The sequence below is a fragment of the Paraburkholderia sediminicola genome, assembly GCF_046026675.1.
GTDB lineage: Bacteria > Pseudomonadota > Gammaproteobacteria > Burkholderiales > Burkholderiaceae > Paraburkholderia > Paraburkholderia sediminicola_F.
Genome location: NZ_JAQQEY010000002.1, coordinates 2,945,775 through 2,966,875, shown reverse-complemented (window position 1 = coordinate 2,966,875; position 21,101 = coordinate 2,945,775). Strand labels below are relative to the sequence as shown.

At 60.4% G+C, this 21,101-nt stretch carries 17 protein-coding genes; 11 read left to right on the top strand and 6 right to left on the bottom strand.

Going from position 1 to position 21,101, the window contains the following annotated elements:
* Positions 1–13: 13 nt before the first annotated feature.
* On the bottom strand, positions 14–1,402 hold the full coding sequence (locus tag PQQ86_RS32970; protein WP_408276758.1) for an aminotransferase-like domain-containing protein: 1,389 nt from the start codon (positions 1,400–1,402) through the stop codon (positions 14–16).
* A gap of 160 nt (positions 1,403–1,562) precedes the next feature.
* Here PQQ86_RS32970 and PQQ86_RS32965 point away from each other — a divergent pair, with 160 nt between their 5' ends.
* The 3 genes from PQQ86_RS32965 (at position 1,563) to PQQ86_RS32955 (ending at position 5,088) form a co-directional block, all read left to right on the top strand.
* Positions 1,563–2,849 carry a hydroxymethylglutaryl-CoA reductase, degradative gene (locus PQQ86_RS32965; RefSeq protein ID WP_408276755.1) on the top strand — a complete coding sequence of 429 codons (1,287 nt, stop codon included), beginning with the start codon at positions 1,563–1,565 and terminating at the stop codon, positions 2,847–2,849.
* A gap of 359 nt (positions 2,850–3,208) precedes the next feature.
* Positions 3,209–3,709 carry a hypothetical protein gene (locus PQQ86_RS32960; protein ID WP_408276752.1) on the top strand — a complete coding sequence of 167 codons (501 nt, stop codon included), beginning with the start codon at positions 3,209–3,211 and terminating at the stop codon, positions 3,707–3,709.
* Positions 3,709–5,088, top strand: coding sequence for a tripartite tricarboxylate transporter permease (locus PQQ86_RS32955; RefSeq protein WP_408276749.1), 1,380 nt, complete (start codon positions 3,709–3,711; stop codon positions 5,086–5,088). Before PQQ86_RS32960 ends, PQQ86_RS32955 begins: the two co-directional genes overlap by 1 nt.
* Before the next feature lie 45 nt (positions 5,089–5,133).
* On the opposite strand, the gene PQQ86_RS32950 is transcribed toward PQQ86_RS32955, so the two are convergent.
* Complete coding sequence (locus tag PQQ86_RS32950) at positions 5,134–5,697, bottom strand: thioredoxin family protein (RefSeq protein WP_408276746.1); 564 nt, start codon at positions 5,695–5,697, stop codon at positions 5,134–5,136.
* A 335-nt stretch (positions 5,698–6,032) separates the two neighbouring features.
* On the opposite strand from PQQ86_RS32950, the gene PQQ86_RS32945 reads away from it, so the two are divergent.
* Positions 6,033–7,805 carry a cytochrome c biogenesis protein DipZ gene (locus PQQ86_RS32945; protein WP_408276743.1) on the top strand — a complete coding sequence of 591 codons (1,773 nt, stop codon included), beginning with the start codon at positions 6,033–6,035 and terminating at the stop codon, positions 7,803–7,805.
* A gap of 10 nt (positions 7,806–7,815) precedes the next feature.
* On the opposite strand, the gene PQQ86_RS32940 is transcribed toward PQQ86_RS32945, so the two are convergent.
* The gene (locus PQQ86_RS32940; RefSeq protein WP_408276740.1) at positions 7,816–9,507 is read right to left on the bottom strand and encodes an FAD-dependent oxidoreductase; all 1,692 of its coding nucleotides are present in this window, start codon (positions 9,505–9,507) and stop codon (positions 7,816–7,818) included.
* A gap of 405 nt (positions 9,508–9,912) precedes the next feature.
* Between PQQ86_RS32940 and PQQ86_RS32935 the strand changes: the two genes are divergently transcribed.
* The 5 genes from PQQ86_RS32935 to PQQ86_RS32915 all read left to right on the top strand — a co-directional run bounded on the left by PQQ86_RS32935 (position 9,913) and on the right by PQQ86_RS32915 (position 16,101).
* On the top strand, positions 9,913–11,001 hold the full coding sequence (locus tag PQQ86_RS32935; protein WP_408276737.1) for an ATP-binding protein: 1,089 nt from the start codon (positions 9,913–9,915) through the stop codon (positions 10,999–11,001).
* A gap of 150 nt (positions 11,002–11,151) precedes the next feature.
* The gene (locus PQQ86_RS32930) at positions 11,152–12,552 is read left to right on the top strand and encodes an amidase family protein (RefSeq protein WP_408279418.1); all 1,401 of its coding nucleotides are present in this window, start codon (positions 11,152–11,154) and stop codon (positions 12,550–12,552) included.
* A 356-nt stretch (positions 12,553–12,908) separates the two neighbouring features.
* The gene (locus tag PQQ86_RS32925) at positions 12,909–14,081 is read left to right on the top strand and encodes an FAD-dependent monooxygenase (protein WP_408276735.1); all 1,173 of its coding nucleotides are present in this window, start codon (positions 12,909–12,911) and stop codon (positions 14,079–14,081) included.
* 312 nt (positions 14,082–14,393) lie between these two features.
* Positions 14,394–14,849, top strand: a complete 456-nt coding sequence (locus tag PQQ86_RS32920; RefSeq protein WP_408279417.1) for a MarR family winged helix-turn-helix transcriptional regulator — start codon at positions 14,394–14,396, stop codon at positions 14,847–14,849.
* Positions 14,850–14,931: 82 nt separating this feature from the next.
* A complete protein-coding gene (locus PQQ86_RS32915; protein WP_408276732.1) occupies positions 14,932–16,101 on the top strand; it encodes an ABC transporter substrate-binding protein in 1,170 nt (389 codons plus the stop codon).
* A 76-nt stretch (positions 16,102–16,177) separates the two neighbouring features.
* On the opposite strand, the gene PQQ86_RS32910 is transcribed toward PQQ86_RS32915, so the two are convergent.
* The 3 genes from PQQ86_RS32910 to PQQ86_RS32900 form a co-directional block, all read right to left on the bottom strand.
* Complete coding sequence (locus tag PQQ86_RS32910) at positions 16,178–16,633, bottom strand: MEKHLA domain-containing protein (RefSeq protein WP_408276729.1); 456 nt, start codon at positions 16,631–16,633, stop codon at positions 16,178–16,180.
* Between the two features lie 61 nt (positions 16,634–16,694).
* The gene (locus tag PQQ86_RS32905) at positions 16,695–17,144 is read right to left on the bottom strand and encodes a universal stress protein (RefSeq protein ID WP_408276727.1); all 450 of its coding nucleotides are present in this window, start codon (positions 17,142–17,144) and stop codon (positions 16,695–16,697) included.
* 141 nt (positions 17,145–17,285) lie between these two features.
* Entirely contained in the window at positions 17,286–17,822 is a 537-nt protein-coding gene (locus PQQ86_RS32900) for an RNA polymerase sigma factor (RefSeq protein ID WP_408279416.1), read from the bottom strand.
* Positions 17,823–18,551: 729 nt separating this feature from the next.
* Here PQQ86_RS32900 and PQQ86_RS32895 point away from each other — a divergent pair.
* Together PQQ86_RS32895 and PQQ86_RS32890 are read left to right on the top strand one after the other, a co-directional pair.
* On the top strand, positions 18,552–20,021 hold the full coding sequence (locus PQQ86_RS32895) for an aldehyde dehydrogenase (protein ID WP_408276725.1): 1,470 nt from the start codon (positions 18,552–18,554) through the stop codon (positions 20,019–20,021).
* Positions 20,022–20,181: 160 nt separating this feature from the next.
* Positions 20,182–21,090: a helix-turn-helix domain-containing protein gene (locus PQQ86_RS32890; protein ID WP_408276722.1), complete on the top strand. Its 909-nt coding sequence runs from the start codon at positions 20,182–20,184 to the stop codon at positions 21,088–21,090.
* Positions 21,091–21,101 lie beyond the last annotated feature (11 nt).

The window sequence follows — 21,101 nt, the reverse complement described above, 5'->3', positions numbered from 1 at the left end:
CCATCGCGCGGCGCTACGGTGCAACTGCACGCAATGCGTTGACGAACCGTTCGTCGGCGAGATACGCGACGTTGAATCGGCAATACACCGAGACTCGCTCCGACGCGGGCGAAAAAACGGCGCCCGGCGCGAGTATCACGCCGCGCTCGAGCATGGCCTTTGCGAGCTTCATCGAGTCCGGCCATTCCGGCAACGACGCCCACAAGTACATGCTTTGCTCGCTTTCCTTGAAGATATCCGCACCCAATTTCTTTAACGCGGATTTTGCGGTCGCGGTTGCGCGTTTCAATTTTTCCTGAAGCTGATTGGTATGCCGCAGGAAATGGCCGTCGCTGACAATGGCTGCGAGCGTTCGCTCGCTGTATTCGGAACTGCTCACGTGGATCAGCATTTTCACATCGGCGAGATCGCTCGCGAGCGCGGCGTTGCACGCGAGAAAGCCCACGCGCAATGCCGCCGAAACGGACTTCGAAAAGCTGCCGACGTAAATGGTGCGGCGTAGCTGATCGAGCGTGGCGATACGCGTCAATGAGCGCGGCCGCAAGTCGGCAAAGGCGTCGTCTTCCACAATTATTGTGTCGTGCATCTCTGCGAGCTGCAGAATGCGATACGCCTTCGCCGCGCTCGTATCCGTGCCAGTAGGATTGTGTCCGACCGATTGCGTGAAGAACAGCTTCGGCCGATGTTCGACCATGCAGCGTTCGAGTTCGGCGAGATTCGGGCCGTCCACTTCGCGCGGCACGCCGATGATGTTCGCACCGCTCAACTTCAGTTTGCCGAACAGCGGATAGTAGCCGGGATCGTCCACCAGCACGGTATCGCCGGGGCGTACAAAATAGCGCAACACGAGGTCCATTGCCTGGTTGGCGCCATGCGTGAGAACGATCTGCGAAGGCGCGGCCTCGATCTCGTAGCTGGAGAGTTTTTGTTGCAACGACTGACGCAGCGGCAGATAACCGTAGCGGCTGCCATAACGAAATAGCGACGCGACGCCAGTGCGTACAACCCGCTGATGGTACTGATCGAGCCGCGTTGCTTCGAGCCATTCGATCGGCGGAAAGCCTTCGCCGAGATTGAGAACATCGGGCTTGACCTGCAACTGCTCACGCATCAACCAGACGGTGTCCATCGCCCGATCGAGTACACCCCCTTCGTCGACCTCGCTCGCGGCTTTTATTCTTTGTGCCACGTAAAAGCCCGAGCCTCGGCGCGGCTCGATCAATCCGCTCGCGGTAAGCATTTCGAATGCACTGATGACGGTGTTCTTCGAACAACCGGATGCATCAGCATATTCCCTGATTGAAGGAAGTTTGGTACCTGCCGGAATCACGCCTTCTTCGATCTGTTTGGAAAGACTGTCTGCCATGGAACTCGACAGACTCACACCAGTACGCAAGCTCATTGACGCGGCTCCGCAGATTAGAAAAAGTGTAACTGGTACAGCTGCGCAACTGTAAGTGCAAACTGTACCTTTTAAAGGGGTACGGTCTGCTTATTATTGATTCTTTATTCAATAGGCGCAAGCGCAGATCAATGCGGCGACCGTAACCCGAGGACAACGTATGGCTATCGATTCGACACTTCCGAAGTTCCGTTCACTCAAGCCGGAAGAGCGTCTTGCGCACGTCTGCAAAGAAGCGGGTCTCGACGACATGCAACATGCCCTATTGGCGAAGCCTGGCGCGCTGTCGCTCGAAACGGCGAATGGGATGATCGAGAACGTGATCGGTACTTTCGAGTTGCCGATGGCGGTCGCTGGCTATTTTCAGATCAATGGCAAAGACGTCATCGTGCCCATGGCGGTCGAAGAACCGTCCATCGTCGCGGCGGCTTCGTTCATGGCGAAACTCGCGCGAGTGAGCGGCGGCTTCCAGACGTCGAGCACCGGGCCGCTGATGCGTGCACAGGTACAAGTGGTCGGAGTTAGCGATCCGTCCGGCGCGCGACTCTCGATCCTCAAACACAAGGAAGATTTGATCGACCTCGCAAATCGCTGCGACAAGGTACTCATCGGCCTGGGCGGCGGTTGTCGCGACGTCGAGGTCCATGTGTTTCCTGAGACGCCGCGCGGTCCGATGATCGTCGCGCACCTGATCGTCGACGTTCGCGATGCCATGGGCGCGAACACTGTCAATACGATGGCCGAGTCGGTCGCGGATCGAATCGAGCAGATCACCGGCGGCAAGGTGCGTCTTCGTATTCTGTCGAACCTCGCCGACCTGCGGCTCGCGCGTGCCTCGGTGCGCTATTCGGCGGACACGTTGGCAACCAGGGATTATTCCGGCGAGGAAGTGATCGACGGCGTAATCGACGCCTATCTCTTCGCTGCGCTGGACTCGTATCGCGCGGCGACGCACAACAAAGGCATCATGAACGGCATCGATCCGGTGATCGTTGCGACCGGCAACGACTGGCGCGCGGTGGAAGCGGGCGCTCACGCGTATGCGGCGCGGGGCGGCCGTTATACCTCGCTCACCACGTGGGAGAAGGCGCAGAACGGTGATCTCGTCGGGACCATCGAGATGCCGATGCCGGTCGGACTGGTTGGCGGAGCAACCAAGACTCACCCGCTCGCCCGTCTCGCGCTGAAGATCATGGACGTGAAATCCGCGCAGGAACTCGGCGAGATCACGGTGGCTGTCGGTCTCGCGCAAAACATGGGCGCATTGCGCGCGCTCGCAACGGAAGGCATCCAACGCGGACACATGACCTTGCACGCACGCAATATCGCGTTGGGGGCGGGCGCAACCGGTAGTGATGTTGACTGGATAGTCAAGAAAATGATAACTTCGATGGACTTCCGCACGGACTTCGCAATAGAGATGCTGGAAGGTCCACGCGATGCATGACATCCTCGTGGACACGATTTGCCGGGGCCGTAATCACCGCTCCCGGCAAAGCGAGATGGCGCTGAACCGGCGTCGGCAGTATCTTTGCATCAGAACCGGCCATGTGCGCCAATAGTGCTGAGCGTAACCGCGTGCTGATTAGCAATCCGGCGGAATACATTTCCCGATATATGAGTTGGCTTTCGCTGCCCCTGTATGAGCTGCGCTCGCTGGGGGAGCGCTCATTCTTGCGACGTCTTTGCTCACTAAATTGGACGGAATAGAGACGCCACTCGAAGGCACACGCTAATGGCCCGACCGTGAATGCGGCGGCGCAAAGCGGACGCCCTAAATAAAACATGTCGGTCAGGAGACAGACTTTGAAACCATCCAGTGCCAATACGACACCGGCCGCGAGCGACGGTCTGGGCCTTCATGCACACGTCGACGCTTCCGCCTTCACGCTGGCCGAAGTGTGGGGTGATACGGTCGATCTGCGCCATCTGGCGTGGTCCGTGGTGCTGGGCGTGGCGATTAGCGTCGCCGCGTTCGAGGCGGGCAGGGCGGTGTTGTCGTCCGCCGTGAGCGACGCGGCCATCGTGCGCGCCTACGCCATGCTGATTGGACTGGGTGGGTGCCTCGTGGCGGGTGCGCTCAGTGCATTTTTCTTTCGACCGAAGCGCATCGTGATCGACCAGATGGTCGATGAATCGGACCGCCTGCATGTGTTGAAGCAACTCGCGGAAGAGTGGGGCGACATTGGCTCGCTCGCCGACCTTCCGGCGAGCGCCGAAGCCGAACTGAAAGAGCTTGGCCTCTACGATCTATTCGCCACCTACGAATCTTCCCAACAAGCCGCGCAAGCAAAAGGAGAGCGCTGATGGACTCGCTGCTCCACCAGGTTCCCATGGCCCTGACAATGGGACTGCTTGGCGCCGTCGTTTTCGCTGCGATCGGCCTTGTTTCAGGCACGGATGAAACCACCACGATCGCGCCATTGACCTTGCTCGTTGCCCTGCTCGGTGTGCCGCCGGCCGGCGTATTCACATTTTTCATGGCGGGTGCGGTCGCCAAGCACATGACCCACGCCATTCCAACCGCGTTGCTAGGCATTCCCGGCGACACCATGGCCGCGCCTCTGCTCCAGCAAGCCGCGATGCTGCGCTCGCTGGGCGTGCCGCATATCGCATTGCGCAAGATGATTTCTGGCGCGATCGTGGCGGCTTTCGTCGCGTTGCCTTTTGCCGTGTTGTTCGCGGTGATGCTTGCGCCGTTCGGTGGATTGATCACGCGCGCGGCGCCGTGGGTGTTCCTGTTCGCGGCGGTATGCATCGCCTATTTCTCGGCGGGACGATGGGCCGCGGTGCTTCTGCTGATTCCGTTCGTGTTGCTGATCGTCGGATTGCAGGCTCTCACGCGTAGTCATGGCGTGAATCTGAGCGTGAGCTATTTTCTCGGCATTGCGATCGGTCCGTTGATCGCGGATCTGTTCTCGATACTTTCGCCGGTGGAGCGGCGGCGTATGCGCCGCGATAGCGTGTCGAAATTCGCGCTGGCACCGGATCTCAAAGGCTGGCGCGGGTACTTTCCGAATCCGTTGAAAGTACTCGATCGGCAACAGGCTGCCTACACGGTCGCGACGGCGGCCGTGTCGAGCGCGACCTTCGTGTTCAGTCCCGTCGCGATGACGGTGCTGATGGGCGAAATAGTCGGAGCGCGAATCCGGCATGCGTATCATCGCTTGACGACCGTGATCGCCGTGCGCAATGGCGTGACCGAAGCCACCTATATTGCCGAGGCGCTGATTCCGCTCGTTGCATTCGGCTTGCCGCTCAGCCCGGTGGCCGCGGGGCCGGCCGCACCGCTTTTCAATGCGCCGCCGCGCTTCACCGTGAATACGGTGACGGGGCACATCGACAACCTGCATACGCTGATGACGACATGGCAGTTCCTCGTTTTCGGTCTGTTGTCCATTCTGCTGGCGGCACTGATTGCTTATCCTCTCGCGATGAACTATGCGCACCCGGCCGCCTCCTTCGTTGCGCGCAAACTGAGTCATGAGGCGATCATTGCTACGTTTTCCGGGCTGATCGTCGTGATCGGTCTTTGGGAAGGACAGTTGTTGGGACTTGCGGTGATCCTTACGGTGGGGCTGTTCGGCGGGCTGCTTTCCCGTCTGTTCGCCTTCAACGCAGGCGTGCAGTTCATGGGGTATTACGCCGCTGTGCTGAGTGTGCCCGCGATAATCAAACTCTTCTAACGAAGGAGGCGGGCCTGCCGCCATCGAATTTCAATCGTTGCGAACTTAACCGCGCTTGGCATCAAGCCCGAGCAGACCGCGAATCTTGTCTTCCATCTCCGCATAACGGCCTTCGCCGAAATGGCCGTAGACGAGTTTGCCGTTCTGATCGAACAGATAGAGCGCGGGCCAGTACTGATTGCCGTACGCGTTCCACGTCGCGTACTGGTTGTCCTGCGCCACGGGATACTCGATGCCGAAGCGTTTCACCGCGTTCTTCAGATTGTCGGTGTCATGCTCGAACGAATACTCGGGCGTATGTACGCCGACTACTACGAGCCCTTTGTCGCGATAGCGGGCATACCAGTCCTTGACATACGGAAGCGTGTGCGCGCAGTTGATGCAATCGAACGTCCAGAACTCGACGAGCACGACCTTGCCGCGCAACTGCTTCTGGTCGAGCGGCGCACTGTTGATCCAGTTGCTTATGCCCTTGAAATCCGGAGCAGGCGTTCCGGTTTCCAACGAGGGCATCTGATCGGTCGCGCCGCCGGTATAGGCGAAGCCGGCAAGCAATGCCGCACCTGCCACGCCGGCGACGATGGTAGCCATCTTGAGGCGGTCGAACATGTGGGAAATCTCCAATGAGTCAGCATTTGAGCCTATTGGAGCGCATGGACGTATCTGGATTATGTCCGCGATTTGCGGGTGTGAAACGCTTTGTGTCCGTCAGGCGGCTAGGTACGTTTCGATACAAGGCACGTGCGTAAGCGGACATGGAACGAAGCGCTTTGTATCGTCATGTATCGTGCACCGCGATCGATACATGGCGTTGCGTATTGCGCGCCCGCTGAAATTTTCCCGATACATGAGAGCGGTGGAATACGGCTCATGGCTTTATGCGTCGTCTCGTGCGACGTTCGATTCCAGTCCGTCCAATCATCTACTGTGTGGATACCGATCTCATGTTACTCATCGTCATCGCATTTCTGGGCGGCGCATTCACCGTGCTGAGTCCCTGTATCCTGCCCGTCGTGCCGTTTGTGTTCGCGCGCTCCGACCGGCCGTTCGCCACCGAGCGACTGCCTCTTCTGGTCGGCCTTGCCGGCACTTTTGCGCTCGTCACTGGACTCGGCACGGCCGGTCTGAGCGCCGCGGCACAACTCAGTGAATACGGCCGCTGGATTTCGCTCGCGCTGTTCGCCGCGTTCGGCGCGGCGTTGCTGTTTCCGCAGATCGCGTCGCGGCTGTCGCGCCCGCTGTCCGGTCTCGCCGACCGCTTCGTTGCGCATTCGCAAGGCGCCGGCACGACGCGGCGGATCGGCTCGGCCGTATTGCTCGGCGCGGCGACTGGTCTGCTGTGGGCGCCGTGTGCGGGCCCGATTCTCGGTCTGATCCTGACTGGCGCGGCGTTGCACGGCGCCACGTGGCAAACCGGCGCGGCGCTCGCTGCCTACGCTGGCGGCGCAGCCTGCTCGCTGGCGGTAGCGTCCGGATTAGGCAAACGTTCACTCGATATGCTCAAGCGTTCCCTCGGCGTCGGCGAGGGCTTGCGCCGTGTCATGGGCGCGCTCGTGCTGATTACCGTGGGCGTGATTTCGTTTGGCGTCGACACGCGGCTTCTCACGCATGTTCCGGCCGCGCCGACAAACGTGATCGAAAGCCGGCTGGTCAGTCTGATTGCGGCGAAGAAGCCGAAGACCACGGCACGCAAGCAGCGGCACGAAGGCCGGATCATGCGCGTGTCGCTACCCGCCGCGCAGCCCGCGCTGCCGGTGGAAGGCCGCTTGCCATCGCTCGATGGCGCGACCGCCTGGCTGAACAGCACGCCGCTTTCCAGCGACGCATTGCGCGGCAAAGTCGTCGTGGTGAATTTCTGGACTTACTCGTGTATTAACTGCCTGCGCACGCTGCCCTACTTAAAGACCTGGGAACAGCGCTATCACGACGACGGCCTCGTCGTGGTCGGTGTGCACACGCCCGAGTTCGGCTTCGAGCACGACGCGGGCAACGTCAAGCGCGCGCTCAAAGACCTGAACATCCGCTACCCGGTGGCAATCGATAACGATTACGGCATCTGGAAGGCCTTCGGCAATCAGTACTGGCCGGCGTTCTATATCGTCGATGCGCAAGGCCACATCAGGTATCACCATTTTGGCGAGGGCGATTACGGCGAAGCGGAACAGGCGATCAGGCAACTGCTCGCCGAGAAAGGCAATCCGATGGCCGCCGGCACTCGGGAAGCGGTGCAGGCGAACGGCGCGCAAGCCGCCGCTGATCCGGCGGACGTCGGATCGGGCGAGACCTACGTGGGTTATCGAGAATCGCAAGGCTTTGCATCGACGCAACGTGTGAAGCCCGACGCAAACGGCACGTACACGCTGCCTACGCAATTGCCGCTCAACAACTGGGGACTCGCGGGCGAGTGGAACATCGGCGCCGAATCCGCCGTGCCGACAGCGTCGGGCGCGCGCATCGCTTATCGCTTCCATGCGCGCGATCTGCATCTGGTATTGGCGCCCGCGGCGGACGGCAAGCCGGTGCGCTTTCGCATCACGATCGATGGTGCGCCTCCCGGCGCGGCGCACGGTGCGGATGTCGCCAGTGACGGCACGGGTGTCGTGACCAGCGCGCGCCTGTATCAGCTCGTGCGCCAGCCCGGTGCGGTTGCCGACCGCACGTTCGAGATTGAATTCCTCGATCCCGGCGTGAAGGCATTCAGCTTCACATTTGGCTGATGGCGGGCGATCACGCTGTTGACGAAACCGAACTCAGGAACTGGTGAATCTCCGACACGACGGCCGCGCCGTCGCCCACTGCGGCGGCGACGCGTTTTGCCGACGCGGCCCTCGCGTCGCCGATCGCGAAGACGCCGGGCACGTTCGTCTGCAACGCGAAGCAGCCCGTCCCTGGCCGAGCGTCGGCGGCATAGCCGGTTTTGATGAAGCCGCGTTCGTCGATCGCGACACTGCAATCGCGCAGCCAGTGCGTGTTCGGATCGGCGCCGGTGAACAGGAACACGTGACGCGTGGCAACGCAATGCGGCCCGTCGGGCGTGTCGCAAACGACTGATTCGAGTCCCAACTGATCGCTCGTGACGGCTGAGACGACGGTGTTCGTATGCAGCACGATATTGCTCAGCGACGCGATGCGATCGATCAGATAGCGGGACATGCTTTTGGCAAGATCATCGCCGCGAATCAGCATGTGGACGCAGCTCGCGTGCGACGCGAGGAACACCGCGGCTTGCCCCGCCGAGTTGCCGCCGCCGATCAGCACGACTTCGGCGCCCCGGCACAAACGTCCCTCGACGGACGACGCCCAGTAGTAGACGCCGCGTCCGTTCAGCGCGTCGAGTCCGGCAATCGCAGGTCGCCGGTACGCTGCCCCCGTTGCAATGACAACGGTGCGCGAGACGATTCGCTGTCCGTCTTCGAGCGTCAGTTGAAGCGGCGTCTGTGCGCAATCGAGCGTCTCGATTCTGGCGGGCATGACGATCTCCGCGCCGAACTTGACGGCCTGAACGAATGCATTCGCGGCCAGTTCATGGCCTGACACGCCGGAGGGAAAGCCGAGATAGTTTTCGATGCGCGCGCTCGCGCCGGCCTGTCCGCCTGGACCGTGCCCGTCGAACACGATCACCGACAGGCCCTCGGACGCGGCATAAACCGCCGCGGCCAAGCCCGCCGGTCCCGCGCCGACCACGGCGACGTCGTAGGTACGGGCTGCGTCTACATCGAGCAGCAGGCCGAGTTTCGCCGACAATTCGCGCGCGTCGGGATTGCGCAGCAAAGTGCCGTCCGCGAGCATGACGACGGGGTAATCGTTCTCCCAGCCGTCCAGACCCGCGAACAGTTCGCGCACATCGGGATCGGTGTCGGGATCGGCCACCGAATACGGATGATCGAGCCGATGCAGCAAGCCTTCTAGTGCGACCAGTTTCATGTCGCCCACGGGGCCGATCAACACTGGCCCGCAACCTTCCTGCACGAGACCGAAACGGCGCAAAATCACCGAGCGCATGAACGTCTCGCCGATGTGTGCGTCAGCAACCAGCATTGCGCGAATCTGTTCGGGCTGAATCATTAGCGCTTCGACGTCAGTGAGCGCAAGGCCGTCGGCGAGCGCAGGCTTGCCGGTTAACTGGGCGACTTCGCCGAGAAACTGGCCGGCGCTCAATTCAGCGATGACTTGCGACCGACCGAGGCCGTCGCGCCGTGTGAGTCTCGCTTGTCCACTGAGCAGCACGCGCATGCCAAGGCCCGGCTGTCCCGTGCGAAACATGACGTCACCCGCATTCCAATGTTCGAGTGTGCCGAAGCGCCGCATCCTGTCGATGTCGGCTTCGCTGAAACGCGGATAGAGATGATCGCTCGGCGCGCCGAGCGATGCGGGAAGGCGCGGTGCCGATGTGGGCTGATTGTTTCGATCCTGGTTCATCGCATGCCTTTCCTTGCGCGCTGGCCAAGCGCCGCCGCGCATGCAGCGCAGCGGTTCGCTGGCTGCCAATCATGCAGCCGACCGGAGCGGCGGTCAATAAAACGAAGGTATGGCAGTAAAGACGTGGCAAGCAATTGAAAGAAGTTTTGTCGGCCCGTTCGTAAGCCAGGCCGACGAGATTTCGCATGCCGAACCCATACTTCCATATGATGGTGCTCCATGCATCGAACGGTATGCTTGTGTGTCGGGCAATGACGAGAGACTTTCTTGCCCGGCGTGCTCGAACGAACAAGCTGCCTCATAACCGGCGACCAGATGCCCGCGACGAACGGCGTCGAAACGCTCGCACGATTCGATCGCGGGCGCATTCATATACGGTCCACCGCGGCGGCAATAGGAGAAAAAATGACGATGACTGCCGCTGCGCCGCCCGATTCCACGCGCCGTTCACTCACGCAAGTTCGCCCAGACGCTGAGGATTTCGCATTGCGGCCGGCAATTCCGCTTCGCCGCTCGCGTGGTGCTAGCCGATACCGCTGCGTGTTGGCGATCGCGATGTGCGCAATACTCGTGCCGTTGAGCGAGCAAGGCGGCCGCGCGATGCCGCTGTTCCTGATTCGTTGTTTCGCGGCCAACTTTCCTCTTGTGATCGTCGTGGCCGTGAGTGCATCGCTGTCGCTGCTCGCCGTCGCGCTGTGGATGTATGTGATCAATCTGCGTTCCAGCATCGTGCGTCTCGCAACGGCAATCGAACTGCAAGGTGTGGACGGCGAGCATGCGCCGCTGCCGGCGCTCGGTCCATTTTCCGTATTGCAATTGACGCGCGCGATCAATCTCACGCGTCGCCGTCATGCGGAGCGCCTCGTGGAATTGCTCGACGTTCAGACCGCTTACGCACACGACCTGCACAAGCCGCTGACGCGCATGGGCATTCGCTGCGAGACGCTCGACGATCCCGCGTTGCGTCGGGCGCTGAACCGCGATCTCGCCGAAATGAAAGAGCTTGTCGAGGCGAGCGCGGCTTGCGCGCGGATGCAGTGCAATCTGGACGAGCCGCCAGGACGTGTGGACGCCGACGAACTGCTTGCCGGCCTGATCGCCGACTATCGTGATGCCGGGCATTGCATCGAATTGGAGGGCAATGTGTGTTATCCGGTCGTGACTTGCCCGCATGCGATTCGCCGCGTGCTCGTCAACCTGATCGACAACGCCTTGCGCTACGGCAGCGGCGTGTGTTTAAGCGTGCGAGTGGAAGCGCAGACGCTCGTATTCGCCGTGATGGATAACGGACCGGGCATCGAGCCATCGCAGTTGGAAGCGGTATTCGCACCGTGGTATCGCGCGCCGCACACTGCCGCGCGTGCGCCTGGTTCGGGGCTTGGCCTCGCGATCGCGCGCCGCTTGACGCTGGCGATGCACGGTGATCTGCAACTGCAGAATCGCCGTACGGGTGGGCTCGAAGCGCGCCTGACATTGCCCTTGATCACCGCGTGAACGGCGCAACGTACAGCATGGCAAACGTCGGAATTTTGTAGCGCAGTGTATCTGCGGCGCGCCTGGAAAAATTAGCTTGCAAAGCCGCACCTGGCGGAAATACGGCGGATACGTTTAGCCAGTCAAATGAAAAATCTTATTGGAGACATGATGACTGAACTATGGCGTTTATCCGCGGCTGAACTAGCCGGGCTGGTCAAAACCCGCAAGGTGTCCGCGCGCGAAGCCGCGCAATCCGCGCTCGAGCGGCTCGACGCGGTGAATCCAAAAGTCAACGCGGTGGTAGCGCATCGACCGGATCTGGTCTTGGGGCAAGCGGACAATATCGACCGCGCGATAGCGCGTGGCGAAGATCCAGGGCCGCTCGCCGGCGTGCCGGTCACAACTAAAATCAACACGGACCACGCCGGTTTCGCGACCACTAACGGCACCCGGTTGCAGGAGCACCTCATCGCGCAGGCCAATAGTCCCGCCGTCGATAATCTCGCAAAAGCCGGCGCCGTGCTGCTCGGCCGTAGCAATTCGCCGACCTTTGCGCTGCGCTGGTTTACCTCCAACCAGGTGCATGGCCGCACGCTGAATCCGCGCAATCCGAAATTGACACCGGGCGGCTCGACCGGCGGCGGCGCGGCGGCGGTCACCGCGGGCATCGGCCAACTCGCGCTTGGCACGGACATCGGTGGCTCACTGCGCTATCCCGCCTACGCGTGCGGCGTACACGGACTCCGGCCGACTTTCGGTCGCGTGCCGGCGTTCAACGCGTCGTCGCCGGAGCGGGCGATTGGTGCCCAACTGATGTCCGCGACCGGACCCATCGCGCGCACGGTAGAGGACCTGCGTCTCAGTCTTGCGGCGCTCGCCGCGCCCGATCTGCGCGATCCCTGGTATATGCCGATGCCGCTCGAAGGCCGCGCGGTGCCGTTGCGCGCGGCCATTTGCCTGCGGCCGGGCGGCTTGCAGACCGAAAAGGAAGTAGAGGACGCATTGCTCGATGCCGCTCGGCGCCTGGTCGACGCCGGCTGGACCGTCGAGGAAATCGACGACGTGCCGGCCATCCGCGAAGCTGCGCAATTGCAGGAGCGGCTCTGGCTCGGCGACGGTTTCGAAGCGCTCGCCGAGATTGTGGCAAGTGACGGCGATCCAGGCGCCCACGCGGTGATCGCGGCCGCGCGCCTGAAAGTGAAGGATCTGCCCGCCGACGTAATCAGCCGCTCGCTCGTGCGACGCACCACGTTGCTGCGTCAATGGCGGCTGTTCCTTGATCAGTACGCGGTCGTGCTGATGCCGGTTTCTTCGGAACTGCCGTTCCCCGAAGACCTCGACATGCAAGGTGCCGCGGGTTTCGACCGCGTGTGGGAAGCGCAGTTGACGATGCGCGCCCTGCCGGCGATGGGCTTGCCGGGGCTGGCCGTGACGACGCAACTGGTCGGCGGCGTGCCGGTCGGCGTTCAGATCGTCGCGGCGCACTTCCGCGAGGACCTGTGTCTGCTCGCGGGTGAAGCAATCGAGGCGCGTGGTGCGCCGGCTTCGCCGATCGATCCGGGCTTTTGAGCGGATATCTTTTGTGCCCGGCGTCGCCCAGGGCTGATCGAACACCACCTCATGGCGATAAAGGCATGTCCAAATAGCGGGTGTGCACTTTATCGGTCGCCGTGTTTCTTGAAGCCAGTGGGATGCTGGCAGCAAGGAAAACTATGACTTCCACGATCAGATAGGGTGCTCAAAATCATGCCGGTGCCACCACTCATTCACCTTCCTTTTATCGTGAAACCTTGACGCTGTTTGCCACATTCTGGTGAGCCGAAAAAATCTTGCCGCTTTTTAATGTAGCGTGTACGCTTTAATGAGTCGATTGGTTCGATCTTCGAGGCAGTCCGCCCGGGTGGACGCATTGGAGGATGACTCTCATGAGCAAGACGCGCATCGCCGTGGTTGGCGCCGGTCTCGGTGGCATCGCGGCCGCCGCGCTGCTGCAAGGCAGCGGCTACGACATAAAGTTATACGAGCAGGCACGGGGCTTCTCGCGTCTGGACGCGGGCATTCACCTCGGGCCCAACGTCATGAAAGTGATGCGGCGGATCGGCTGCGAAGATGCGTTGAATGCAATGGGATCGCGCCCCGACTTCTGGTTTAGCCGCCAGTGGAAAACCGCGGAACCCACTGCTGGAATTCTACTCGGCGACCACGCTCTCGAGGCCTACGGCGCAAATTATCTGACCGTGCACCGCGGCGATCTCCATGCCCTGATGACGAGCATCGTCGCTCCGCATACCATCGTATTCGGCAAACGCCTGCACGCTCTGGAAGACACAGGCTACGACGTGCGCATGGGCTTCACCGACGGCACCGAGGAAACCGCAGATCTGGTGATCGGCGCCGACGGCCTGAGGTCGAAAGTTCGCGAACATCTTCTCGGTGAAGAGCCGCCGCGCTACACCGGGTATGTGGCGCATCGCGCGGTGTTGCCTGCTTCGCTACTAGGCTACAAATCGTATGACGCATGTGTGAAATGGTGGTCGAACGACCGGCACATGCTGGCCTATTACGTCAATGGCAAGCATAGCGAGTACTTCTATGTGACCGGCGTGCCGCAGATCGAATGGCCCGCCGGCGCGTCGATGATGCGAAGCAGCCGCGAAGAAATGAAGGAGGCGTTTGTCGGTTTTCACGCGGACGTGCAGCATCTGATCGATATATCGCCATCGGTGACGAAGTGGCCGCTGTTCGAACGTGACCGCACGCCGCTATGGAGTCGCGGACGCATGGCGCTGCTTGGCGACGCATGCCGTTCCCTCAGTCCGCATATGGGCCACGCTGCGGCGATGGGAATAGAAGACGCCGCGATGCTGATGCGTTGTCTCGGCGAGGCGGGTGTCGGCGACTACGTGAACGCGTTCGCACTGTACGAGGCCAATCGCTCGGCGCGCACGGCGAGAGTCCAGTGCGCTTCGCGCAACGGCGTATGGTTGTGTTCGGACAAAGATCCGTCTTGGACTTACGACTATGACGTGTTCAATGTGCCGCTCGTGATGCCGGGAACGGAAAGTTTTTCTACTGTTGACGCGGAGTTCCGGCAGTAAGCAGGCGGCAAGTTCAACGTGCTATTCGTGCGGTATTCATGGCTGGTCCATACATCGCAATCAAGCGTCAGTTCGTCAGCCTTCAGGTAACGCTGCATGGCCCGACGAACCTGTCGTGACGCAATTTCTTCTCACGCATCTGCCGGTCTCGACCGCAAACTTTTCGGAATAAACCGGCCGCCCAGTTGTTCTATGGACATGCGGCGAGCCGGGCTGGCCGCCATTCATGATCCCCGAGCGCTGGGCAATCCGGCGATTGCGAGTTGCAGATTGCCGACCAGCGACTCCCATGCATTAAAACTGCCGTTGCAGATGGAAAGACTCGACGAGAGCGTAGGCTACTTGCTAAGCCGTGTCCGCTCTACGATGTGGAACGGCATGACCCAGCAAACGCTGGCCGAACTGCAAATCACGGCAACCCAGGCGAGCATCGTAATGATGCTGGCGAGCGGGCGCAGTCCGGTCGCCGCGGAACTCGCGCGTGAGTGTGGGTTGGACGCGAGTTCGGTGACGCGGCTGATTGACCGGCTCGAAAGACACGGCTTGCTGACGCGCATCCGCAGCGATGCCGACCGCCGCATGGTCAGGCTGGCGCTGACCGTAAAAGGGGCACGCGTTGCCGCCAAAATTCCACCTATCTTCTCGCGGGTGATGGACTCGCTTTTCGACGGCTTTACGCCGGAAGAGATCGGCTTTTTAAAAAGCATGCTTCGGCGGGTTCTGGCGAATTCGGACTGCCTTGTCGCTGCCGATCAGCTTATGGAATAGAACGGCAAGCCTGATTGTTATCAGTGATTCGATCCGCGCTTTCTGCGCTCAGGATCCGTTTAGTCAAACTCGAACCAACAACATGAATTCAATTTTTTCGTCCGCGCTGAAACCGCTTTACGCCGCCTGTCTGATCGCCGGCGTCTGGAGCGTGCAAGCGCATGCCGAGGTGAAAATCGGCGTCACCGTGTCGGCCACCGGGCCGGCCGCTTCGCTCGGCATCTCGCAGAAGAACACCATTGCGTTACTGCCGAAAGAAATAGCGGGGCAGAAGATCGACTATATCGTGCTGGACGACGCGTCTGACCCGACTCTTGCAGTCAAGAATACGCGCAAGCTCACGAGCGAAGATCATGTCGACGCATTGATCGGCTCGACCATCGTGCCGAATTCGCTGGCAATGATCGATGTCGCCGCTCAGACTTCCACGCCGATGATCGCTTTGGCCGCAGCCGCATCGATCGTCGAGCCGATGGACGCGAAGCGTTCGTGGGTCTTCAAGACGCCGCAGAACGACGCGTTAATGGCTGCTGGCATCGTGCAAAACATGGTGGCGCATCAGGTGAAGACCGTGGGCTTCATCGGTTTCGCGGATGCGTACGGCGAAAGCTGGCTTACCGAATTCAAAAAGGACGCGGAAAAGGCGAACATCAAACTCGTCGCGAGCGAGCGATTCGCGCGCAACGACACTTCAGTGACGGGGCAGGTGCTGAAGATCGTTTCACAGAACCCGGACGCCGTGTTGATCGCCGGTGCGGGCACGCCCGCCGCATTGCCGCAGAAGACGTTGAAAGAGCGCGGCTATAAAGGTCTGTATTACCAGACGCACGGCGTCGCCAACAATGATTTTCTGCGCGTCTGCGGTAAGGATTGCGACGGCACGTTCCTTCCGGCCGGTCCGTTGCTAGTCGCCGATCAACTGCCCGACTCGAACTCCGTGAAGCGCAGCGCGCTTGCCTACAAGCAGGCGTACGACACAGCGTACGGTGCAAGCACAGTGTCGACTTTCGGCGGCAATGCGTGGGACGCGGGGTTATTGCTGCAACACGCAATCCCGCTGGCGCTGAAGAAAGCTCAGCCCGGAACTGACGCGTTCCGCGAGGCGCTGCGTTCGGCGCTCGAAGGCACAGCCGATCTGCATACGTCTCAGGGCGTCGTGAATATGACCGCGGCGGACCATTCCGGTCTCGACGAACGTGCGCGCGTGATGGTGCAGATCGTGAATGGCACGTGGCGGCTCGCTGCAAACTAAACATACGAAGCCCGACTATCCGGCGCGGAGTGGCTGGCACGCTTGCTCCGCGCCAAACGTCGCGCGTGCCGCAACTTCACGCAGTGGACGACCCGGGAATGAGCGCTGCCTGGCCGCAGTACCTGCCGGTCTCGTCATGCAATTGCCAGACCACTGCATTTTCGATCCAGAAGCGTCTGCCCGATTTCGCCACGCGTACGCCGCGGTAAGCGGCGACGAAACCATGTCGCTGCACCTGCTCGAGAAAGGCCTGGCGCGCGTCCCGGTCGGGCGCTTCCGCTGATAATTTCGAAGGCAGCGCAGTCAACTCATTCCAGCTGTATTCGAACAGTTCTTGCGCCTTCCGGTTGCCATATACGAAGACGGGGTCCGGCTCTGTGTTATGCGCGAGCAGGCCGAACGGGGCCTTTTCGTAAAGCCAGACTGCGGCTTCTTCCGCTGGAATGTCAGACGCAACCAGCGGCTTGCCAAGCAGACGCCGGTAGCTCATCGAGAGCAGCTTAAAAAATTCCTGATCGATGGGGGATGTCATGGGCTGTCGCCTGTTATGAGATTCGTACCTGTTCGTTATACATTTTCGGAAATGCGCAATGCTATGCGGAGGGCAGCGTCACGGTGACAATCGTCGATCCAATCAGGCGTTCGGCCAGATCGAGATGAACCGGCCGATCGCTCCACCAGCGCGAGAGCCCTTTGCGCGTGCGATGGCCGAGCACGACTATATCCGAATTGAAAGTCGCTGCGTGTCGCGAGACGGCGTCGACCGTGCGTCCGAAAGTGACGTATCCATGCGCGGAAATCCCATTGTCCGCGAGTTTGCCGATAGCGATTCGCAGCGTATGGCGGGCGGATTCTTCGAGGCGCATGTAGGCAAGATCGCTGAGCATGCCCGCAGAATTCGCGTTCGCGCTGACCGAATCCACGACTGAAATCACATCGACTTGTGCCGATAATGCCAGCGACAGTTCCGCGCAACGCGACAGCGCGGCATGAGATTCGTCCGTGCCGTCGTACACGAGTAGCATTCTGGAAAGGGATGGCATGGTCTTGTCTTGTCAATCGCTGCTTGGGTCCGCATCGCGCCGGATCCCAATCTAGGAAATGAGTGCTTCGTGGGGGCGATCTCTTCGTTCGCTGGCGGTGAGTGCGCGGCAGCCAACACCACAACACGCCGTGCCATGCGTTTATTCCCGCCGGCCGGCAGCGCCATGCGGTCTTACCGACTGGTCATTTTCGAAAAGCGCACCGATAGTTCGACGAGCGCGAGACAGGCGACTCATGACGGTGCCGACCGGTATATCGAGCGCTTCGGCGGCTTCCTGATAATTGAAGCCCTCTACGCTTACCAGCAACAGGACGACGCGCTGAGCTTCAGGCAGTCGCTCGACCGCCGCTATGATCTGGCCAGCGAGCGCGCCTGTTTCCGATGCCGAACCCGGATCGGCAATCGTCTCCGGCAGCGTCTCGTTCCATTCGGCTTGCAAGCGGCCGCGCTGTTCGCGCTGCTTCAAATCGTTCAGCCATGTCGAGTGGACGATCGAAAACATCCAGCTCAACGGAGACGTATCGACGCGCAACTGATGCGCTCGCTCCAATCCCCGTACGCATGCTCGTTGCACCAGTTCTTCTGCGTCATAGCGATTCCGTGAAATCCGGAATGCAAACGACCAGAGCCGGGGAAGCATGTCGGGAAGCAGGAGTGAGAGATCGGTTTGCTTCATTGCCCTGTATAAAGCTGATAAGAAACGCCGCCTCTGCACCGTGTACACCGCCGTGCCTGTCAACATGCTTCCAGCCTGCTGGAAGCATTCATCGACTGACGTAGGCGATCCCACACGCTGCAGAAAATTTACTTTGGGAAAAACCCTTACTTTATAGCGTGATGCATCGGACATATTGTCTAAACCACACGTGTTTCTTGTCTGACACGCGCATTTGCAACTCGAATAGAGAAGCCACACGACGTCAGTACCGCGAATTCACCTGCTAAAAGAGCCGTCGTTGATGTATTGGAACGTCTCGAGGTATCCGCCGTATGTCGCCGAAGCGGACTTCTGCAACGTTGTGTAGCGGTAGGGACAATAGATACATTGCGAAAAGATAGAAACGTGATTGGTTTTTTTGTATCCGAAGTGTGACCAGATACATTACGACACACTGTGGAGAGGCAAATGCGCTATAAGACACCGAGCGTCGCTGCGCGACGCAAAGGCAGTGCATTGCTGACCTGTGAGGCTAACTTATCCTGGACCGCTCAAAAAGCGCGTTTTGGACAAGCGAGCGGTCTATCCCGGACAATCGCCCGAAGAACACCCTCAATACACTGATAAGTCGCTGGTTCCCGAATTGGAGGGAGTCAGGTAATGGATTCCGAACGCATGTCACGTGTGCCACAGCGCCGCCTGATCGAATCCATTCCTTCGCTGTTAAGACTACTTATCGGAAAGACAATGCAAGAACATTCAGCAGCACTTTCGTCGAACGTCCGTACGCGTTTCTTCATTGACGGCGAATGGGTGGCGAGCCACTCGCAACAGCGCCACGTGCTGATCTCCCCGGCGACCGAAGAACCGTTCATAGAGGTTCCACTTGCCGACCACGTCGATGTGGAGCGCGCGATCGCAGCGGCGCGCCGCGCGTTCGATCATGGCCCGTGGCCGAAAATGTCGGGTCAGGAACGAGGCATTTATCTGAAGCGTCTAACGGAGGAGGTTCGCCAGCGCCTGCCGCTGTTGACGCAATTGTGGACGGATCAGGTTGGTGCGCCGTCAGCATTTGCGAAGGGCTTGATTCCGGTCGGCATCACGCGTTTCGAGTTCTTCTCGTCGCTCCTCGATACCTACGAATTCGAAGACTCGAGGCCGACGCAGCGCGGACACGTGCGCGTGCGCCGGGAGCCGGTCGGCGTGGCCGCATTGATCGTGCCGTGGAACGCAACCTTTCCCATCGTTTCGCAGAAGATGGCGGCGGCGTTGGCGGCGGGTTGCACGGTGGTCGTCAAGTCGCCGTTGGAGAGCCCGCTCGACGCATTGATCATCGCCGAATGCGCGGCGGCTGCGGGCCTTCCGCCGGGCGTACTGAATGTGATCACGGCCGGGCGCGACGAGGGCGCGCAACTGGTGCAGTCGCCGGATGTCGACAAGATCAGCTTCACCGGTAGCGTGCCAACGGGACAATGGATAGCGCATGCCGCGGCTGACCGAATTGCGCGCGTCACGCTCGAACTCGGCGGCAAGTCGGCAGCGATTTTGCTCGACGATGTGGACCTTCCTTCCGCATTCGCCGCGCTTGTGCCGTTCACGATGCCGTTTGCCGGGCAAATATGCTTCTCGCAAACGCGCCTTCTCGCGCCGCGTGGCCGATACGAGGAAGTCGTTGACGCCTATGCACAAATCATTTCGAAGCTGAAAGTCGGCGATCCGACGCATGCCGATACGAAAGTCGGACCGGTACTGAGCGACTCTCAACGCAAACGCGTGCGCACTTATATCGAGCGTGGTATCGGCGAAGGCGCGAGGCTGGTGACGGGTGGCATCGGCAATGCGGGCTTCGAAAAGGGCTACTTTGTCGAGCCGACCGTCTTCAGCAATGTTACGCAGGAGATGACCATCGCACGCGAAGAGATCTTCGGGCCGGTCGTGTCCATTCTCGCGTACGACACAGTGAACGACGCCATCCGCATCGCGAACGATACGCCGTACGGCTTGAGCGGATCGGTATATGGCAAGGACCCGGAGCGGGCCTACGAAGTGGCATGCCGCGTTCGCACCGGCAACATCGGTATCAATGGTGTCGAGTTGGCCGCCAATGCGCCGTTCGGCGGCTTCAAGCAATCCGGACTCGGCCGTGAAGGCGGTCGCGAGGGACTCGAAGCCTACCTCGAAACCAAGGCAGTTTTCATGCCGAAGCCGGCGGCTTAGAAGTTATCCCGGTCCACGAGAACGCACGACGCGTTTTCGGGGGCGGGGTCGGCTTTGAGCCCGTCCGTCGCTGATAAACGGGATGTCTTTAATGCACTTCAGCACGCACGAGATCACTTTCGATAGCAGTCAGAGCGCGGCCGAGCGTTGGGTCGACATCATGCGCAATACGCACGGTCTGACATGTTCTTTCGATACACGACAGTCTCTCGATTCTTCCGTCAAAAGCTGGAAGCTGGGCGATGTAGGGGTTTCCCTTGCAAATCTCGCCGTGCAGACACTTTCGCCGGTCGGCGAGGAAATGTCCTCATGGCAGGGCGACTGGTTATTCGTCAAGCTCGTTACGGCGGGGCATGTCCATGTGCGTTGGCGTGAGCAGGTGCAACGTTTTGATACGGGCAGTATCTTCGTCATCGACCCGGCCTACCCGTTCGTCGAAATATTCCCGGAGCGCGCGGAAATGACGGTGCTGCGTATTCCGAAAGCCACGCTGCGGGACCGCGGCGTACATTTCTCGGCGGTGGGGCCATTGGCTGGCGACACGCTCTCGCCCGACATTCGTGCAGCGAGGGAGTTGATCAAGTGCATCACCGGTCAGTCCACCACGCCTAGTCAGATTGCACAAAATATAATGGGCGAACATTTACTCGAACTCGTCCAGGTTGCCGTAATCGATCCCGCCGCGCGTTCCAAAAGGCGTAGTTCTGAAGCGCTGACTTATCAGGCAAGGCGCTATATCGACGATCATCTGGGCGACGCGGATCTGGATATTGCGCGAATCGCGGGCGCCGTGCATGTATCGGCACAACATCTGCAACGCCTGTTTCGCGCGAGCGGCACTTCGTTGATGCGCTACGTGTGGCAGGCGCGGCTCGAGCGCGCCGCGCACCTGCTGCGGGCCAATGGTTCCCGTGGTTGTTCGATTCAGGAAATTGCATGGCAATGCGGCTTTACGACTGCTGCTCATTTCAGCCGCCTGTTCCGGCGGCGTTACGGCGAGTCGCCTTCGGATTATAGATATTCGAGTACACAGAGCCAATGTGAGTCAGCGAAACTGCCCGCGTCGTGACGTGTGGGCAG

Bases quoted from the DNA above. Each gene is read 5' to 3' on its own strand.
- PQQ86_RS32965 (WP_408276755.1), top strand. From the start codon at position 1,563: ATGGCTATCGATTCGACACTTCCGAAGTTCCGTTCACTCAAGCCGGAA.
- PQQ86_RS32895 (WP_408276725.1), top strand. From the start codon at position 18,552: ATGCAAGAACATTCAGCAGCACTTTCGTCGAACGTCCGTACGCGTTTC.
- PQQ86_RS32935 (WP_408276737.1), top strand. From the start codon at position 9,913: ATGACGATGACTGCCGCTGCGCCGCCCGATTCCACGCGCCGTTCACTC.
- PQQ86_RS32940 (WP_408276740.1), bottom strand. From the start codon at position 9,507: ATGAACCAGGATCGAAACAATCAGCCCACATCGGCACCGCGCCTTCCC.
- PQQ86_RS32890 (WP_408276722.1), top strand. From the start codon at position 20,182: ATGCGCAATACGCACGGTCTGACATGTTCTTTCGATACACGACAGTCT.
- PQQ86_RS32920 (WP_408279417.1), top strand. From the start codon at position 14,394: ATGGAAAGACTCGACGAGAGCGTAGGCTACTTGCTAAGCCGTGTCCGC.
- PQQ86_RS32945 (WP_408276743.1), top strand. From the start codon at position 6,033: ATGTTACTCATCGTCATCGCATTTCTGGGCGGCGCATTCACCGTGCTG.
- PQQ86_RS32950 (WP_408276746.1), bottom strand. From the start codon at position 5,697: ATGTTCGACCGCCTCAAGATGGCTACCATCGTCGCCGGCGTGGCAGGT.
- PQQ86_RS32905 (WP_408276727.1), bottom strand. From the start codon at position 17,144: ATGCCATCCCTTTCCAGAATGCTACTCGTGTACGACGGCACGGACGAA.
- PQQ86_RS32925 (WP_408276735.1), top strand. From the start codon at position 12,909: ATGAGCAAGACGCGCATCGCCGTGGTTGGCGCCGGTCTCGGTGGCATC.
- PQQ86_RS32900 (WP_408279416.1), bottom strand. From the start codon at position 17,822: ATGAAGCAAACCGATCTCTCACTCCTGCTTCCCGACATGCTTCCCCGG.
- PQQ86_RS32970 (WP_408276758.1), bottom strand. From the start codon at position 1,402: ATGAGCTTGCGTACTGGTGTGAGTCTGTCGAGTTCCATGGCAGACAGT.
- PQQ86_RS32930 (WP_408279418.1), top strand. From the start codon at position 11,152: ATGACTGAACTATGGCGTTTATCCGCGGCTGAACTAGCCGGGCTGGTC.
- PQQ86_RS32955 (WP_408276749.1), top strand. From the start codon at position 3,709: ATGGACTCGCTGCTCCACCAGGTTCCCATGGCCCTGACAATGGGACTG.
- PQQ86_RS32910 (WP_408276729.1), bottom strand. From the start codon at position 16,633: ATGACATCCCCCATCGATCAGGAATTTTTTAAGCTGCTCTCGATGAGC.
- PQQ86_RS32915 (WP_408276732.1), top strand. From the start codon at position 14,932: ATGAATTCAATTTTTTCGTCCGCGCTGAAACCGCTTTACGCCGCCTGT.